This window comes from Phenylobacterium sp. (assembly GCF_036677185.1).
GTDB lineage: Bacteria > Pseudomonadota > Alphaproteobacteria > Caulobacterales > Caulobacteraceae > Phenylobacterium.
Window position 1 is genome coordinate 136,810 of the sequence record NZ_JAKFEN010000042.1, and the last position, 17,303, is coordinate 154,112.

General features: G+C 69.0%; 12 protein-coding genes. 4 read left to right on the top strand and 8 right to left on the bottom strand.

The genetic code is table 11. The features are described from left to right. Positions 1 to 63: 63 nt before the first annotated feature. The 3 genes from V6M51_RS22470 (at position 64) to V6M51_RS22480 (ending at position 4,362) form a co-directional block, all read left to right on the top strand. Positions 64 to 2,535 carry a glycoside hydrolase family 3 N-terminal domain-containing protein gene (locus tag V6M51_RS22470; RefSeq protein WP_442957876.1) on the top strand — a complete coding sequence of 824 codons (2,472 nt, stop codon included), beginning with the start codon at positions 64 to 66 and terminating at the stop codon, positions 2,533 to 2,535. Next, positions 2,520 to 3,965, top strand: a complete 1,446-nt coding sequence (xylE, locus tag V6M51_RS22475) for a D-xylose transporter XylE (protein WP_332770462.1) — start codon at positions 2,520 to 2,522, stop codon at positions 3,963 to 3,965. The genes V6M51_RS22470 and xylE overlap by 16 nt, the downstream gene beginning before the upstream one ends. A gap of 91 nt (positions 3,966 to 4,056) precedes the next feature. Beyond that, entirely contained in the window at positions 4,057 to 4,362 is a 306-nt protein-coding gene (locus tag V6M51_RS22480; protein ID WP_332770463.1) for a hypothetical protein, read from the top strand. 40 nt (positions 4,363 to 4,402) lie between these two features. On the opposite strand, the gene V6M51_RS22485 is transcribed toward V6M51_RS22480, so the two are convergent. From V6M51_RS22485 to V6M51_RS22510, 6 genes are all read right to left on the bottom strand, one after another. Then, positions 4,403 to 4,918 carry a nuclear transport factor 2 family protein gene (locus V6M51_RS22485; RefSeq protein ID WP_332770464.1) on the bottom strand — a complete coding sequence of 172 codons (516 nt, stop codon included), beginning with the start codon at positions 4,916 to 4,918 and terminating at the stop codon, positions 4,403 to 4,405. Between the two features lie 34 nt (positions 4,919 to 4,952). Beyond that, positions 4,953 to 6,056 (bottom strand): NADH:flavin oxidoreductase, encoded by a 1,104-nt coding sequence (locus tag V6M51_RS22490; protein ID WP_332770465.1) that lies wholly within the window; start codon positions 6,054 to 6,056, stop codon positions 4,953 to 4,955. A 33-nt stretch (positions 6,057 to 6,089) separates the two neighbouring features. After that, a complete protein-coding gene (locus V6M51_RS22495; RefSeq protein WP_332770466.1) occupies positions 6,090 to 7,415 on the bottom strand; it encodes a spinster family MFS transporter in 1,326 nt (441 codons plus the stop codon). Positions 7,416 to 7,529: 114 nt separating this feature from the next. Beyond that, entirely contained in the window at positions 7,530 to 10,268 is a 2,739-nt protein-coding gene (locus tag V6M51_RS22500) for a TonB-dependent receptor (protein ID WP_332770467.1), read from the bottom strand. A gap of 200 nt (positions 10,269 to 10,468) precedes the next feature. Continuing rightward, the gene (locus V6M51_RS22505) at positions 10,469 to 12,088 is read right to left on the bottom strand and encodes an acyl-CoA synthetase (RefSeq protein ID WP_332770468.1); all 1,620 of its coding nucleotides are present in this window, start codon (positions 12,086 to 12,088) and stop codon (positions 10,469 to 10,471) included. Positions 12,089 to 12,119: 31 nt separating this feature from the next. Beyond that, a complete protein-coding gene (locus V6M51_RS22510; RefSeq protein WP_332770469.1) occupies positions 12,120 to 12,887 on the bottom strand; it encodes an enoyl-CoA hydratase/isomerase family protein in 768 nt (255 codons plus the stop codon). A 236-nt stretch (positions 12,888 to 13,123) separates the two neighbouring features. On the opposite strand from V6M51_RS22510, the gene V6M51_RS22515 reads away from it, so the two are divergent. After that, complete coding sequence (locus tag V6M51_RS22515; RefSeq protein ID WP_332770470.1) at positions 13,124 to 13,957, top strand: IclR family transcriptional regulator; 834 nt, start codon at positions 13,124 to 13,126, stop codon at positions 13,955 to 13,957. Here V6M51_RS22515 and V6M51_RS22520 read toward each other — a convergent pair. Together V6M51_RS22520 and V6M51_RS22525 are read right to left on the bottom strand one after the other, a co-directional pair. Continuing rightward, positions 13,954 to 15,513: a glucose 1-dehydrogenase gene (locus V6M51_RS22520; RefSeq protein ID WP_332770471.1), complete on the bottom strand. Its 1,560-nt coding sequence runs from the start codon at positions 15,511 to 15,513 to the stop codon at positions 13,954 to 13,956. The two genes, V6M51_RS22515 and V6M51_RS22520, sit on opposite strands and share 4 nt — an antisense overlap. A 1-nt stretch (position 15,514) precedes the next feature. Beyond that, on the bottom strand, positions 15,515 to 17,164 hold the full coding sequence (locus V6M51_RS22525; RefSeq protein ID WP_332770472.1) for a long-chain fatty acid--CoA ligase: 1,650 nt from the start codon (positions 17,162 to 17,164) through the stop codon (positions 15,515 to 15,517). Positions 17,165 to 17,303: the final 139 nt, after the last annotated feature.

Genomic DNA, 17,303 nt, shown 5'->3' on the forward strand with positions numbered 1-17,303 from the left:
CGGCGGCGACGCCGCGCCGCCCCTTTTTCCTGACACCACGAGTGGATTGGCGGCGTCATGGCCATGCTTGCAGGCACTTCGAGTCTTGCCCTCGCCACGGCCATGGCCTGGGGCTTGGCGACGGCCGCGCCTGCCGCCGCCCCCGCCATCGACCCGACGATCTGGCCCAAGGCCAAGAGCCCAGCGGCCCTGACCGACGAAAAGACCGAAGCCTTCATCACCAACCTGCTGGCGAAGATGACGCTGGAGGAGAAGGTCGGCCAGGTCGTCCAAGGCGACATCAGCTCCATCCGCCCCGAAGACCTTCTCACCTATCCGCTGGGTTCGATTCTGGCCGGCGGCAACTCCGCCCCCGGCGGGGATGACCGCGCCCCCGCCGTCGAATGGGTGAAGCTGGGGCGGGCCTTTCGCGAGGCCGCGGCCACACGGCCTGGCGCGAAGATCCCGCTGATGTTCGGGGTCGACGCCGTGCACGGCCATAACAACGTCCTGGGCGCCACCATCTTCCCACACAATGTCGGCCTGGGCGCCGCGCGCGACCCGGACCTCATCCGCCGCATCGGCGAGGCCACCGCCCGCGAGGTCGCGGCCACCGGCGTCGACTGGACCTTCGGCCCCACCGTGGCCGTGCCCCGCGACGACCGCTGGGGCCGCTCCTACGAGGGCTATTCCGAAAACCCCGAGGTGCAGGCCGCCTATGCCGGCCCCATGACCCTGGGCCTTCAGGGCGCGCTTGAGACCGGCAAACCCTTGGCCGCCGGCCGCATCGCGGGCTCGGCCAAGCACTTCCTGGCTGACGGCGGCACCGACAAGGGCCGCGACCAGGGCGACGCGACCCTTTCCGAACGGGAGTTGGTCGATATCCATGCTCCGGGCTATCCGCCGGCTATCGACGCCGGCGTGCTGACCGTCATGGCGTCGTTCTCGAGCTGGAACGGAACCAAGCTGCTCGCCAATGCGGGCGTGCTCACCGACGCCCTGCGCGGGCCGCTGGGCTTCACCGGGTTCACGGTGGGTGATTGGAACGCCCATGGCCAACTTGAGGGCTGCTCGAACGAGAGCTGCCCGCAGGCCTTCAATTCCGGTCTCGACATGTTCATGGCCCCCGACAGTTGGCGCGCGCTCTACGCCAACACCCTGGCCCAGGTGAAATCCGGCGAGATCGGCCGCGCCCGGCTCGACGAGGCGGTGCGCCGCATCCTGCGGGTCAAGGTGAAGGCCGGCCTGTTCGAGGGCGCTCGCCCGCTCGAGGGAAAGCTGGAACTGCTCGGCGCACCGGCGCACAGGGCCCTGGCCCGGGAGGCGGTGCGCAAGTCGCTGGTGCTCCTGAAGAACAACGGCTCGGTCCTGCCGATACGGCGCGGCGCCCGCATCCTGGTGGCCGGTCGGGGCGCCGACGACATCGGCCAGGCCGCGGGCGGCTGGACGCTCACCTGGCAGGGGACGGGCAACAAGAACGCCGACTTCCCCAATGGCCAGTCGATCTGGGCCGGGATCGCCGAGGCGGCCGGCGTCGCCGCGGAATACGCCCCCGACGGCGCCTTCAAGACCCGGCCGGACGTGGCCGTCGTGGTGTTCGGCGAAGCGCCCTACGCCGAATTCCAGGGCGATCTCGACACGGTGGACTTCGCGCCCGAAGAACCCCTGGCGCTCCTGAAACGACTGAAGGCCCAGGGCATCCCCGTCGTCTCGGTCTTCCTGTCCGGCCGGCCGCTCTGGACCAATCCGGAGATCAACGCCTCGGACGCCTTCGTCGCCGCCTGGCTGCCGGGGTCCGAAGGCGGCGGGGTCGCCGACCTGTTGATGGCCGGCGCGGACGGCAAGCCGCGCCACGACTTCACCGGCAAGCTCTCCTTCTCCTGGCCCAAGAGCGCGGCCCAGAGCCCGCTCAATGTCGGCCAGCCCGGCTACGATCCGCAGTTCGCCTACGGCTACGGCCTGACCTACGCGTCCAAGGTCGAGGTTCCTCCCCTCTCCGAGGCCGCCGGCGTCCCGGTCACCCTCGCCAATCCCGGCCGCTATCTGGTGGCCGGTGCGGTGATCGCGCCCTGGTCGCTGATGCTGCGCGACGCGGGCGGCGAGACGCGGACGAACACCGGCCAAGGCGCCAGTCCCCGCGCCGGCGTGCGGATCAGGGTCGTCGACGCCGGCGCCCAGGAGAGCGGGCGCGCCGTGAGCTTCACCGGCGCCGGCGACGCCTCGGTGGCGATCACCGGTCCGGCGGTCGACCTCTCGCGTCACACCAATGGCGAGATGGCCGTGGGCTTTCGGTTCCGCCTGGATGGCGCGCCCACCGCGCCGGTTCGCCTTGCCGTCGACGGCGGCGCTATCGACGTCACCGACCTGCTGCGCCGCGGCGGCGTGGGCACCTGGCGAACCTACAAGATCCGGCTGTCCTGCTTCCGGGACGCCGGAACCGACGTGGCGGCGGTCACGACCCCCTTCGACCTCTCAACGGCCGGCAAGCTCGAAGCCGCGGTCGCCGACATCGCGCTGACCTACAACGAAGGAGACGCCATTTGTCCCTCCAAGTGAACGAAGCGGCGCCCGCCAAGGTGGCCCTGCCCGCCCCGCCCGCCACCGCCACGGCGCTGGCGCTCGCCGCCACGCTGGGCGGTTTCTTGTTCGGCTACGACACCGCGGTGATCTCCGGCGCCGTGGCCGCCATCGACGCCAATTTCATCGATCCGCGCGGCCTGCCGGAGACGGCGGCTGACAGCCTCGCCGGCTGGACCGTCTCCTCGGCGTTGCTGGGCTGCGTGATCGGCGGCGCCCTGGCCGGCTGGGCGGCCAACGCCATGGGCCGGCGCGGCGGCATGATGCTGGCCGCCACCCTGTTCATCGTCTCGTCGCTGGGCTCGGCCTTTCCCGAGGCGATCTGGGGCGCGACAGGCGCCGGCGCGCTCGGGCCCTTCGTCGGCTATCGAATCCTGGGCGGCGTCGGCATCGGCCTGGCCTCCATGCTCTCACCGCTCTACATCGCCGAGATCGCGCCCCCCAGCCAGCGCGGGCGCCTGGTGTCCTACAACCAGATGGCCATCGTGCTGGGCATCGTCGGCGTCTATTTCGTGAACTGGGGGATCGCCGCGCTCGGCGACGACACCTGGGTGCTCACGACCGGCTGGCGTTACATGCTGGCCTCGGCGGCGATCCCGGCGCTGGCCTTCCTGCTGCTCCTGATCCGGGCGCCGGACAGCCCCCGCTGGCTGGTGATGAAAGGCCGCCACGCCGAGGCGCGGGCCGTCCTGAACCGGGTCGCCGGCCCCGAGGAGGCCGAACTGGTGCTCGCTGAAATCCGCGACAGCCTGAGCGAGCATAGCGGCAAGCTGTTCTCGTTCGGTATGGGCGTGGTGGCGATCGGCCTGACGCTCTCGGCCTTCCAGCAGCTCGTCGGTATCAACGCGGTCCTCTACTACGCCCCCGAGATCTTCCGGAACATGGGCGCCTCCTCCGACAGCGCGCTCCTGCAAACGGTGCTGGTGGGCTCGGTCAATGTGGTCTTCACCCTGGTCGCGATCTTCACGGTCGACCGGTTCGGCCGCAAGCCGCTGCTGATCGCCGGCGCCCTGGTCATGGCGACCGCCATGGCGGCGTTGGGGACCTTGTTCCATCTGCACGCGCTGGGCGTCGGCGCCCTGGTGGCCATGCTGGTCTATGTGGCCGGCTTCGCCATGAGCTGGGGGCCGGTGGTCTGGGTGCTGCTCTCAGAGATGTTCCCCAACCCGATCAAGGGCAAGGCTATGGCCATCGCCGTGGCGGTCCAGTGGCTCGCCAACCTGGTGGTCTCCTGGTCGTTCAAGGTGATCGATGGCGACTCCGTCTTGATCGCCGCCTTCAATCACGGCTTCGCCTACTGGCTTTACGCCGCCGCCAGCCTGCTGGCCGCCCTGTTCGTCATCCGCTTCATCCCGGAAACCAAGGGCAAGACCCTCGAAGCCATCGGTGCGTCATGGCGCGGGAAATGACCTCGCGGCGCGGCGTCGATCCTTCAGGAACTTAGCGGGGCCACAGCTGTTGAGAAGATATGGGCGCGGGGCGGTTCGAGCGAGGTGCGCCATGAAAGGCATTTCCACGATCCTGCTGGTGAGCGCCAGCGGACTGATCGCCGCGGGATGCGGCACGACGATGACGGAGCGCGCGGCGACCGGCGGGCTTGCCGGGGCCGCGATCGGCGCCGCGGTCGATAGCTCGGTGACAGGGGCCCTGGTCGGAGGCGCGGCGGGCGCTGCGATCGGCGCGGCGACGACCCCGCGCCACGACAGCGTCAACCGCCGCCAGTACTATGACGAGCGGGCCGGGCGGTACTATTTCTACGATCCGAGCAACCGTCGCTACTATTGGGAAGACGGCAGCCCCCGCTGATCCCATCTCGGGCGTTGAGCGGGCGGGGTGGTGACGCGGGCTAACCGATCAGCCCATAGACCGGGTCGTCCGGCCATGAGCCGCCGATCGGTTGGCGTCTGCCGAAGCGCTCGGCCTCGGTTCCAGGCGGCAGGGGCATCTGCTCCACCCAGTCGAACACCACCAGCCGGCGGGCCACGCGCCACGCATCGCCGCGCTTCTCGAACCAGTCGATATAGCGACCCGCCATGTCCCATTGGACCAAGGCGCCATTCTCCGTCTGGCGCTGCAGGGCCGTGAAATAGGACTCGACCGCCGCACCCCCGGGTTTGAACTCGATCAGGATGTTGTGGATCTGGTGGATGCCCCGCTCGACGGTCGGCAGGGTCTTCATCGCCCAGGCGATGAAGCCCTCGGCGCTGCCCTGGTAGGCGCCGTGATTGTCGGTGGCGTCCGGCCAATAGGCGGAGCGCAGCGCCGCCTCGTCCTTGCGGTCGATCCCGCGGCAGTAACGATAGATGCAGTCCCGGATCATCTCGCGATCCCAGAGTTCCTGGAGCTTGTCGGTGTCGGTCATGGGATCCCCTTCGCCGCCGATCATCGGCGGGGAGTCAATGGAGTTGGTCAAGCTTGCTGATATCGAAGGCCTGCAGCCGATCGCCGCGCCCTTGGGCGATGCTCTCCAGCCAATGCGGATCGCTGAGCAAGGCGCGCCCGACCGCCACGAGGTCGAATTCGTCGCGCCCCAGCCGCTCCAGGAGCTGATCGATGGAGGTCGGCGCCGACGCCTCGCCTCCAAAGCCAGTGATGAAGTCGCCGGACAGGCCGACCGATCCCACCGTCATGGCGGTCCGGCCGGTCAGGTGGCGGGCCCACCCTGCCAGGTTCAGGTCCGAGCCCTCGAACGCCGGCTCCCAGAAGCGCCTTTGCGAGCAGTGGACGATATCCACGCCCGCCTCGCACAGCGGCTCCAGCATGGCGGCCAGTTCGGACGGCCCCTCGGCCAGCCGGGCGGCGTAGTCCTGCTGCTTCCATTGCGAGATTCGCAGGGAGATCGGCAGCCCATCCCCCACTTCGCGGCGGATCGCTTGCACAATCTCGACGGCGAAGCGCGTGCGGTCCGCGAGGCTTGCGCCCCCATACCGATCCGTGCGCCGGTTCGTTCCGGCCCAGAAGAACTGGTCGATCAGATAGCCATGGGCGGCGTGGATCTCGACGCCGTCGAAGCCCAGGCCGGCGGCTCGCCCCGCCGCCGACGCAAAGGCATCTATGGTGTCGGCGATATCGGCCTCGGTCATGGCCCGGCCGAACGCCGCGTCCGGCGCCATCAGGCCCGACGGGCTCTCCACCTGGGCGTCGGCCGCCCATTGCGAGCGACGGCCCTGGGTGGCGCCCACATGCCACAACTGCGGCATGATCCGCCCGCCCTCGGCGTGCACGGCGCGCACGACCTCGGCCCAGCCGGCCATGGCCGCCTCGCCCCAGAACCTGGGCACATTGGGATCGTCGCCAGACCCCGGGCGCTCCACCACCGTGCCTTCCGTGATGATCAGTCCGACACCGGCCCTCGCGCGGCGCGCATAGTAGGCGGCCACGTCCGGGCCCGGCACGCCACCCGGTGAACGCGACCGGGTCATCGGCGCCATCACGACGCGGTTGGGCAAGCGCAGGCCTGCGACATCGTAGGGTCGGAAGAGAGTCTCCGCGGCCGGCATCGGGCCTCCATTGATCTGCGGCGTTTGGGCGGGCTAGCCGACCTCGTCCTGGCGGATGCTGCGTGCGGCCAGGCCAAACAGGCCCGCGGCGATCAGCATCACCGAAGCCAGCAGCGCCATGGACCAGCGGAGGCCGGCCTCGGGGCCGACATGCCGCGCGAGGATGTCGCTGAGGACGCCGATCGTCAGCGGCCCAAGACCCAGGCCGATGATGTTGACGAGGAACAGCAGCACCGCGGCGGCCGTCGCGCGCAGGTCGGGACGCACGATGGACTGCACGGCGGCGAAGGCGGGCCCGAAGGTCAGGCCGTTGGCCAGCACGGCCGGCAGGACCAGCGCCAGCGCCAGTTCGATCGAGCTGGGCGCCATGACCACGGCGAAGAGCGGCGCGCCGACGAGGGTCGCCAGGGCGGGGATGCGGACATAGCCGGCGATGTCCGTCCTCGCCGCGCGGTCGGCCAGCACGCCGCCGAGATAGGTCCCCGCGCCCAATCCCGCGCCGACCAGAAGACCCAAGGCGACACCCAGGACGCCGATCGGACCAAGCCCGCTCTGCTCGCCGAGCCGGCCGAGCGCCTCGCCGTGGGTGCGCAGGAAGAAGGAGCCGTAGAAGGCCGAGTGTCCGTAGAAGACGAACGAGGAGAAACCGCCTGCCGCCGCCACCAGCCAGAACGAGCGCTTGCCGCGAAGCTCCGCCATTGCCTGGCGGAAACTCAAGGGAGGTGTCGGGTCGCTGACCACGGCGAGGGCGCGACGCGGCTCCTTCAAGGTCAGGGCGACGAGCACCGCCAGCAGGAGGCCCGGGGCGCCAGCCAGCATGAAGGCCGTCCGCCAGCCGAGACTGTCGGCCAGCAATCCGCCCATGGTCAGGCCCAGCAGCGATCCAAGCGGAATGCCCAGGGAATAGAAGGCCAGCGCCGAGGCCCGTTTTTCCTTCGGGGCGTACTCGGTGATCAGGGAATGGGCCGGGGGCGTGCAACCCGCCTCCCCCGTTGCCACGCCGATCCGCATCAGGAGCAGCTCGGGAAAGCCGCGCGCGAAGCCGCAGGCCACGGTGAAGCCGCTCCAGATGGCCAGGGAGCCGGCGATGATGCTCACCCGGTTGGCGCGGTCGGCCAGCCTCGCCACGGGGATCCCCAGCACGGTGTAGAACAGCGCGAACGCAAGCCCCGTCACCGCGCCAAGCTGCCAGTCGGCGAGCTGAAGATCCTGCTTGATCGGCTCGGCCAGGATCGTGACGATCTGCCGATCGAGCATGTTGAACGCATAGGCGATCATCAGCACGGCTAGGACATAGCGCCGGTAGCCTGGCCCGACGTCCCCAGCGATACGGCCGGCGGCTGCGACGCGTTGGTGCATGGACTCTATCCTCGGAGGGCTCTGAGCGGCGGCCGTGGACGGCGCCATGCTTGGCGAGACGGCGACGGTCCGAGGACCGCCGCCGGGCCATGGGGCCGGTCTGGCCCCTTCCGGTCAGAAACGCTTGGTGACCGACACGCCGTAGGTCCGGGGATCGAGGATGAAGGCGTTCTGCAGCAGACCCATGGCTTCATCGACGAAGAAGGTGTCGGTGATCGGCCGGTCGTTGAAGACGTTCTTCACATAGGCCTCGACCTCCAGGCCCAGGTCTTCGTTCTTCGCCTGGATCGAGATGTTGCCGTTCTTCCAGCCTTTGAGGCGGTCCACCGTGGCGTTGTAGACCCGGGAGAAGGACTCCCCCTGCCGGTAGTAGTCGGCGCGCAGCGTGGCGTCCCAGCCGGAGGGCAGGTTCCAAGTGTACTGGGCGCCCAGCGACACCGTCCAGGGCGGCGCATTGGGCAGTTCCTTGCCCGACAGGTTGGCCGCGACGCCCTCGGTCGGAACCACGCCGAGCGAGGCGAAGGTCCCCGAGCAGACGCCCAGCAGCGCCAGCGGATTGCCGGAGACTCCCGCCACCGTGGCCGCGCCGGGCTGCTGTTGGATGATCGCCAGCAGGTTGCCCAGGGCCGCGGTCGGTGCGACGCACCCGGCCATGCTCGAGGCCTTGACCAGGGTCAGGCTAGGATTGCCCTGGGTGCGGTTGACCGGATCGATGGAGGAGCCGTTCTGGACCTCGGTGTTCAGGAAGCCCGCATTGACGTTGAACCGCAGGTTGTTCACCGGCTCCCAGATGCCCTCGACCTCGAACCCGGCGACCCTGGCGTCGATGTTCTCCGTGACCGAGATCCGGTTCACGAACTTCGAGATCTGGTAGCCCTTGTAGTCGTAGTAGAAGCCCGTGAGGTTGAGGATCAGGGTCCCGTCCAGCAGCGTGTTCTTCATGCCGACTTCGAAGGCGTTGACGAACTCCGGGTCGTAGATCGGCCGCGGCGCCCCGATGCCGCCGGCGCCGATATTGTTGGGGCCGCCGCCCTTATAGCCCCGCGAGTAGAAGGCGTAGAGCAGCGTGCTGTCGGTGAACGACAGGTCCGGCTTCCAGTCCACCCCGACCCGGCCGGTCATCTCGCTGAACGAAGCCGTGTAGGAGGCCGGCGCTCCGGGGGTCAGGCCCGAACCGGGCGTCAGGAGCCTCACCGGATAGCTGTAGAGGGTCTTGGTGTCCTTGGTGTAGCGCAGGCCGCCGGTGACCTTCAGCGTGTCGGTCGCTTCCCAGTAGACCTCGCCGAAGGCCGCTTTGGAATCAAGGGTGTAGGGCTGATAGCTGAGATAGTTGCCGTGCCCGCTGGGGTCGGGCTCCGCGTTCGGGTTGATGTAGATGCAGTTGGTGGCGCCCAGCGCGCAGGTCGCGCCTCCGTTCGCCACCCTGGCGAAGTTCGTGAGGGCGTTCGACAGGATGTAGAAGGACTGGACCGTCTCGTAGTCGACGTAGTTGGCGCCGATGCTGAAGTTCAGCGGCCCCTCGAACGAAGACGACAGTCGCACCTCCTGGGTCCACTGCTCGGACGGATGCTGGTTGGAGTCGTAGACCTGCAGCGTGTTCGCCGCCCCGAGCTGCGGATCGTTCACCACCCCGCCCGGCGCCGTCGCCGTGGCGTTGAACACCGTCGGGAAGCCGAACCGGTACATGTCCTGTTCGGAGCTGTACTCACCTTTGTAGTACGAGGTCAGCAGGTTGAACTGCAGGTAGGGCGTGATGTCCCAGGCGGCGCTGAGCTCCAGCACGTCCTCCTTGGCGTAGTAGCTCGGGTCGATGGCCGACTCGACCTTGCTCAGGTCGGCGACCTGGCGCTTGTTGGCGCTCAGGTCCCCGCTCGCCAGACCGCCCCGATAGGCCAGCAGCCCGAACAGCGTCGACATCGAATTCGGCGTGCCGTTGGCGGCGTCGGCATAGATCGAGCCGTTGGTGCAGCCCTGGCTGAGGAAACCGCGCACCACGTTGTTGGTCACCGCCGCGCCGCCGACCGACGAAGGCCCGTTGTCGCGGGTGCACAGGCCCTTGCCGGTGCGCAGGCGGTCGTCGTCCTCCTCGAAGTGCTGCCAGACCAGATTGGCCTTGAAGGTCTCGACCGGGGTGAACGCCAGGCTGGCGCGGACCGAGTAGAGGTCGCGGCCGTCGATGTCGTGACCGGTGGTCAGGTTGGTCGCGAAACCCGAGCGGCTGAGATAGGAGCCGGCGACCCGCAGGGCCAAGGTGTCGTCGATGAGCGGGATGTTGAGCATCGCGCGCACCTTGCGGGTGTCGAAATTGCCGATCTCGCCACGGATCGAGGCTTCGAAGCTGTTCGTCGGCTTGGCGGTGATGACGTTGACCACGCCGCCCGTGGCGTTGCGTCCGTAGAGCGTGCCCTGCGGGCCGCGCAGGACCTCCACGCGCTCGACGTCGAAGAACTCGGCCTCGAACAGGCGGTTCTCGGTGAGCGGCGCGCCGTTCAGGTGGACGCCGGTGGAGGTGTCTCCGGTCACCGCCGTCTGCTTGGTGCCGATGCCGCGGATCTGGAAGTTGTAGCCGCTGTAGAAGCCCTTGGAGAAGGTCACGTTCGGCACGGCGCGCTGGAGGTTGGCGCCGCCGTCGATCTTCTGCGCCTCGAGCATGGTCTGGGAGAAGGCGGACACCGCGATCGGCACGTCCTGCAGGGCCTCCTCGCGCCGCTGCGCGGTCACCACGAGCTCGCTCATCAGGGTGTCGCCATCCTGCGGCGCAGCTTCCTGAGCGAGCGCCGGCATGGCGACAAGGATGGCCAACAGCGACACGCCAGCCGAAAGCACACGCGCCCGATTGTTAGTTCTTTGCATGCCTGTTTCCCCCGAGTTTGAGCAGCGCCTTGGGCAGCTCGATGTTGTTGTTGAACGAACGTCCGTTGGACGCCGCATTCGCGAATAAAAGTATCGGCGACCGCCTCGCGAACCCCGCTGCCTTCCCCTAGGGAGGGCCCGATATTTCATTCGCGATATTCGATTGGTGCGCGCATCCAGGGTCCTGGACCACGCTGCACCTAGAGGTGTTCTACCGGCTCCTGTTTGGTGATCAGCGCCTGGGCGGTTCGATAGTCGGCCTTGCCGCTCTCATGCCGGGGCACGAGGTCGACGTGCAGGAACCGCCGCGGCAGCTTGTAGCCGGCCAGGGTCTTCTGCAGGCCGGCGCGCACCGCGGCCTCGTCGAAGGCCGGCGTGGACTTGACGATGGCGACGATCGACTTGCCCCAGGTGGGATCCGGCTCGCCCACCACCAGCGCGTCCTCGACGCCCGGCTGGAGCTTGAGCGCCTCTTCCACCTCTTCCGGGAAGACCTTCTCCCCGCCGGTGTTGATGGACAGGTTCCCGCGGCCGATCAGGGTGAGTTGGCCGTCCGCGCCGAGCCGGGCGAAGTCGCCTGGCACGGCGTAGCGGACCCCGTCGATCATGCGATAGGTCTCGGCGGTCTTCGCCGGATCTCGATAATAGCCCGCCGCGACGGGCTCCGTGCGCGCCAGCAGGCCTTCGCCGGCCGCGCCCTTGGGAAGGACGGCGCCCGTATCCGGGTCGATCAGCACGGTCTTGGCGCCGGCGGCGAACACGCCGGTCGCCGGCACATTGTCCGCCGTCGCCACCGAGTAGCCGAAGCCCGACGCCTCCGAGGCGCCCAGGATGTCGACGAGGGTCACCTTCGGCAGGTGCGCCAGCAGACCCGCCTTGACCTCGCCGCTCCAAATCAGCCCCGCCGAGGAGATGACCTTCAGGCTCGAGAGGTCGTAGCGCCCCGGCGCGGCCTCCAGGGCGCGCAACATGGGACGGGCGAAGACGTCGCCGACGATGGCGATCCGCGTCACGCCGGTGCGCTCGACCTCACGCCACAGCTCGTCGGCGTCGAACCGGTCGGAGGGCAGCAGCACCGCGCCGCCGCCGGCCATCAGCTCGCCGATCACCGCGTTGCTGCCGGCGCCGTGCATCAGCGGACAGGCCGGGATGGTGCGGCTGGGAGCCGGATTGTCGCGCACCATGGCCGAGTGTTCGGCCAGGTCCGCAGGCCGCTTGGCGATCAGTGGCGATTCCAGCTGGACCTTCCGCGCGTCGCCCGTGCGCCACAGGACGCCCTTGGGCCGTCCGGTCGTGCCGCCGGTGTAGAGGAGGTAGCTGTCGTCGGGCGAGCGCTGGATGTCGAGCGGCGCGCCCTCGCCGGCCTGGGCCCAGGCCTCGAAGGACTGTTCCCCGGCTGCCGCGGCGCGGACCTGGCGGTCCGACTCGATCCGGATCCACAGCCGCACGCCCGGCAGCCGCGCCTTCAGCTCGGCGATCGTGGCGTCCAGGCTGTCCTGGTAGAACAGCGCCGAGGCGCCGCAATCCTCCAGGACGTAGACGATCTCGTCGGCCGTGTAGCGGTAGTTGACGTTGACGCTGACCGTGCGCGACTTCAGCGCCGCCACCGTCGCCTCGATATAGGCCGGGTGATTGCGGCACAGGACCGCCACCCGGTCGTCCGGCGCCAGCCCGTGCTCGATCATCCGCCGTGCCAGGTTGTTGGTCCGCCGATCGAAGGCCGCCCAGGTCACCACGTCGTCGCCCCAGATCAGGGCCGGACGATCCGCCGGGACCACGCGGGCGACCGCGTCGAGAATATCGCCGTAGTTCCAGCCCATGGGCAGGTCCCCCAAGTCGGTGGATGGCGCCTCAGCGCCCGGTGAACACCGGCGGACGCTTCTCGACGAAGGCGCGCACGGCCTCCTTGGCGTCGTCGCTCTTCTTCAGGCGATTGGTGTTGCCCTGCTCGTAGCGATAGCCGTCGCGCAGGGTCATGTTCTCAATGGCCGCCAGGCTGTCCTTGGCGTAGGCCACCGCCAGAGGGCTCTTGGCCGCGATCTGCCGGGCGATGCCCATCGCGTAGGGCATCAGTTCCTCAGGCGGCAGGCAGGCCTCGATCACGCCGCGGTCAAAGAGTTCGCGGGCCGGCGCGCGGTAGCCGGTGAGCACCATGCGGCGGACCAGGGAGTGCGGCAGGATCCGCATGGCGTGGCGGCCCCCGCCCATCAGCCCGACATCTATCTCGGGCAGGCCGAACACGGCCTTTTCGGAGGCCACCAGGATGTCGCAGCTGGCGACCAGGCCAAGGCCGGCGCCGAGCGCCGCGCCGTTCACCGCGGCGATCACCGGCTTCTTGCACTCGATGATGCTGTAGCTGATCTCGCGCACCTTGCGCATGCGCCGCCACTCATAGCCCTGCTCGGGCTCGCCGGTGGTCGCGGGCTTCAGGTCGGCCCCCGCGCAGAACTGCTTGCCCGCGCCGGTCAGCACCACCACCAGCACGTCGTCGCGGTCGTTGAAGGTGTCGAAAATGGCGGTCATTTCCTCGACCGCCTCGATGGGCATGGAGTTCACGGGGGGATTGTCGAGGGTGACGACCGCGACGCCATCTTCGACCTCGAGACGAACCAATGCCATGAACTCATCCTCTCCTGCGCCTGCGCCCAGGTCCGGCGCTTGGGAGGAAAGCTATCCGCGCGCCCCGGGACCAACACGATCACCGCCGCGGGACGTTCAAAAATCCCATATGAATTTCGCGCGCTCGAAGCAGGCTCGCGTCGCGCCCCGCGGACCGCTAGCCTCCAGACAAGTTCCCTGGGACATGCGGAGCCTGCAGGCCGCGCCATGAGGACGTCGTCGCACTGGGGTTGGAAATGCGTCGGGACCCGATCAAGTCAGCCGCCCGGACCCTCGAGGTCCTGGAGCTCTTCCATGAACAGCGCACGCCCCTGCGGCTGAAGTTCATCTTCGAGCGGCTGTCGTATCCGCAATCCAGCACCACATCCCTGCTCAAGAGCATGGTGGTCCTGGGCTACCTCAACTACGACCGGCCGACCCGCACCTACTTCCCCACCCCCCGCGTCGCGGCGCTCGGCGACTGGATCAACCACTATCTCTACGGCGCGGGCGACGTCCTGGGCCTGATGCAGACGGTCTTCGAGAAGACCAACGAGACCGTCGTGCTCTCGTCGCAGAACGACATCTTCATCCAGCACATCCGGGTGCTGCAGCCCTCGCACCCCTACAAGGTCCCGCCTTCGGAAGGCAGCATGCGGGTGCTGACGCACTCGGCCGCGGGCCTGGTGCTGCTGAGCGGCATGGCGCCCAAGACGGTCGATAAGCTGATCCGGCACATCAACGCCTACGAGCAGGGACGCTCGGCGAAGATCAACATCGACGAACTGAGCGAGCAGCTCGCCTGGATTCGGCGCGAGGGCTACAGCCTGCTCGCGGCCTTCCCCTTCCCCGACGCGGCGGGCCTGGCCATGCCCTTGCCCAAGAGCCCGCACGGCATGCCGCTGACGCTCGGCGTGGGCGGCCTCAACAGCCGGATCGCCCGCAAGCGCAGCGAAATCATCGCGACCATGCGTGAAGCCATCGCCGAGTACGAGCGCAAGCTCAACCTGGCCTCGGCGGCGGCTGAATCGGAGCTTGCGGACCCAGAAGCCGAGGCCGACGAAGACCACGCCCAGGAGGCCCTGACCTAGCCGTCGCTGGCGTCGCCGGCGTCACCGAAGGCATGCCAGCCGCCGTCGATACTGACCACCGATCCCGTGACATAGCTGGCCGCGTCGCCGGCCAGGAAGGCGACCAGGTCGGCCACCTCGCGCGGCAAGCCCAGGCGGCCCATCGGCGTGCGCCTCAACACATCGGCGAAGCGGCGCGCCCCGCTGTCTCTCAAGGCCAGGAGACCCGGGGTCTCGATGTAGCCGGGCGCCACGGCGTTGACCCGAATTCCGCGTTCGGCCCACTCGCAGGCGAGGCTCTTGGTCAACATGCCCACGCCCGCCTTGGCCGCGCAGTAGGCGTTGCGCTGCGGCAGGGCGGCCAGGCCCGCTATCGAGCCGAGATTGACGATCGCCGCGCCGCCGCGGTCCAGCATGCGTCGCCCGGCCGCGCGGGCCGCGATGAAGGCGCCGGTCAGGTTGATGTCGAACACGGTCTGGAACTCGGCCGCGCTCTGGTCGACCGTCGGCTTGAAGACGTCGGCGACGCCGGCGTTGTTCACCAGCACGTCGATCCGCCCCCAACGAACCATGGCGTCATTCATGGCCGCGTCGATCCCGGTTTCGTCCAGGACGTCGCACCTGCGCACCAGATGCGCGGGGCCGAGGTCGGCGGCGAGGGCCTCCAGCGCCGCCGCGTCCCGGTCGATCACCAGCACCCGGTCTCCATCGCGGACGAACCGGTCGACGACGGCCCGGCCTATGCCGCTGGCGCCGCCGGTCACCGCCACGGTGCGCGGACCCGGCGCCGGGACATGAGGTGCGGGACGGGTCGAAGCCGGTCCCGTACCGCCGAAGGCCAGGAACCCTCCGTCGGCCACAAGCAGGGCGCCGGTGACGTAGGACGCCTCGTCGGACGCCAGGTAGAACACCGCCTCGGCGATCTCGTCCGGCGCGGCCATCCGGCCGAGCGGGATGCGCCGCTCGACCAGGGCCGGATCGACCTTGCCGTTGGCGATCAGCCGTTCGACCATGTCGGTGCGGGTGTAGCCGGGCGCGACCGCGTTGACGCGAACCCCACGACCGGCCCACTCGCAGGCCAGGGTCCGGGTCAGCGAAGCCACCGCGGCCTTGCTCGCGCCGTAGCCGTTGCGGAACGGCACGGCGGCCACCCCGGCGCCCGAGGCCAGGTTTACGATCGCGCCCTGCCCCTGGGCCAGCATCACCCGGCCCGCCTCCCGCGCCGCCATGAAGACGCCGGTCACGTTGACGCCGATCAGCGCCCGGAACTCGTCAAGCGGCTGGTCTGTCACTGGCTTGGCCTGGGCGTCGATCACGCCGGCGTTGTTGATCAGCACATCGACGCGGCCGAAGGCCGACAGGCAGGCGGCGACCATCGCCTTGACGTCGGCCTCCACGGAGACGTCCACCGCCAGCCCCACATGCGCCTCACCCAGGCTCGCGGCGCGGGCCTGGGCCGCTTCGCCGTTGCGGTCGGCGATCAGCACCCGGTCGCCGGCCGCGGCGAACCGGCGCGCGATCGCCCAGCCAATGCCGTCCGCGCCGCCCGTGACGATGACCGCTCTTGCTTGCGCCATCTCAGTTCGCCTCGATGTCGGCGCGCGACAGGTGGTCGCGATAGGTCTCACGCAGCGCGGTCTTGAGCAGCTTGCCCGTCGCGGTGTGCGGCAGTTCCGGCACCACGATAACATCGTCCGGCAGCCACCACCTCGCCACCCGATTGGCGAGGAACCGGAGAATATCCTCCTTGGCCGGCGCGGCGCCGGGCCGCGGCACGACCAACAGCAACGGACGCTCCTGCCATTTCGGATGCGGCACGCCGATCACGGCGGCCTCGCGGATCTCTGGATGGGCGACGGCGGCGTTCTCGAGGTCGATGGACGATATCCACTCACCGCCGGACTTGATCACGTCCTTCGACCGGTCGGTGATCTGCAGGAATCCGTCGGGCAGGAGGCGCGCCACGTCGCCCGTGGTGAACCAACCGTCGGCGTCCACGGCGGGCTCATCGGCCTTGAAGTACTGGCGCAGCACCCAGGGCCCGCGCACCTGCAGTTCGCCCGTCGCGACGCCATCGGCGGGCAGCTCCAATCCGGCCTCGTCGATGATCCGCAGCTCGACCCCGTATATCGCCCGCCCTTGGCGGCTTTGGATGTCATAGCGCGCCTGGCGCTCCAGCTTGGCGTGTTCGGGAAGCGGCGTGCCGATCGTGGCCAGGGGACTGGTTTCGGTCATGCCCCAAGCATGGATGACATAGACGCCCAGCAGCCAGTCGAACTTCTCGATCAAGGCCCGCGGCGCGGCCGAGCCGCCCACCAGCACGCGCTCCAGCGCCAGGCTCGACAGGCTCAGGCGTTCGCCATGGGCGGAGATGAAATCCAGGAACCCGAGCCAGACCGTCGGCACCCCCAGGGAGAAGGTGCACGCCTCGTCGCGCAGCAGGTTGTAAAGGCTCTCGCCGTCCAGGGCCGCGCCCGGCAGCACCAGCTTGGCGCCGCACATGGCCGCCGAGAACGGCACGCCCCAGGCGTTGACGTGGAACAGCGGCGTCACCAGCAGCACGCTGTCGCGGCTCGACAGACCCATGCCGTCCGCCGCCGTGGCGCAGAAGGCGTGAAGCACCAGCGAACGATGGCTGTAGAGGACGCCCTTCGGCGACCCGGTGGTGCCGGAGGTGTAGCAGAGGATCGCGCCGTCGCGCTCGCCGACAGGCGTCCAGGGCGCGTCGTCGGCCTGAGCGTCGATCAGGTCCTCGAAGCACATGAGGTTGGCCAGGCTGCTCTTGGGCATGGCCTCGCGCTCGCAGAGCAGCACGAACCCCTGGATCGACGGGATCTGGCCGGCGAACGGCTCCAACAGGGCGACGAAGGCCGGGTCGAGGAACACCAGGCGGTTTTCGGCGTGCTCCAGGATGTAGGCGATCTGTTCAGGGAACAGCCTCGGATTGACGGTGTTGAGGATCGCCCCCGCCCCGGTCGCGCCGTAGTAGAGTTCCAGGTGGCGGGCGGAATTGACCGCCAGGCTCGCCACCCGCTCGCCGGGCTGCACGCCCAGGCCGCGCAAGGCCGCCGCCAGCCGCCGCGCCCGCTTGGCGACCGCCGCATAGGTCGAGCGTTCGATCCGGCCCGCCTCGGTCTTCGACACCACCTCGACGCCGCCGTGGTAGCGCGCGGCGTAGTCAATCACCGAGGACAGCAACAGCGGCGTGTCCTGCATTAGGCCCAACATGCTTCCCCCGAGGAACGGACGTCGATCGAATTCGGGAAGGCTATCGGGGCCGGGCGCCAGTTGCGGCAGGCCGCCGGTCGAGGGCTCGGAATTCACATAGCTGATAATGGCGCACCCCGGCTCGCGCGGGGTTGTCGTT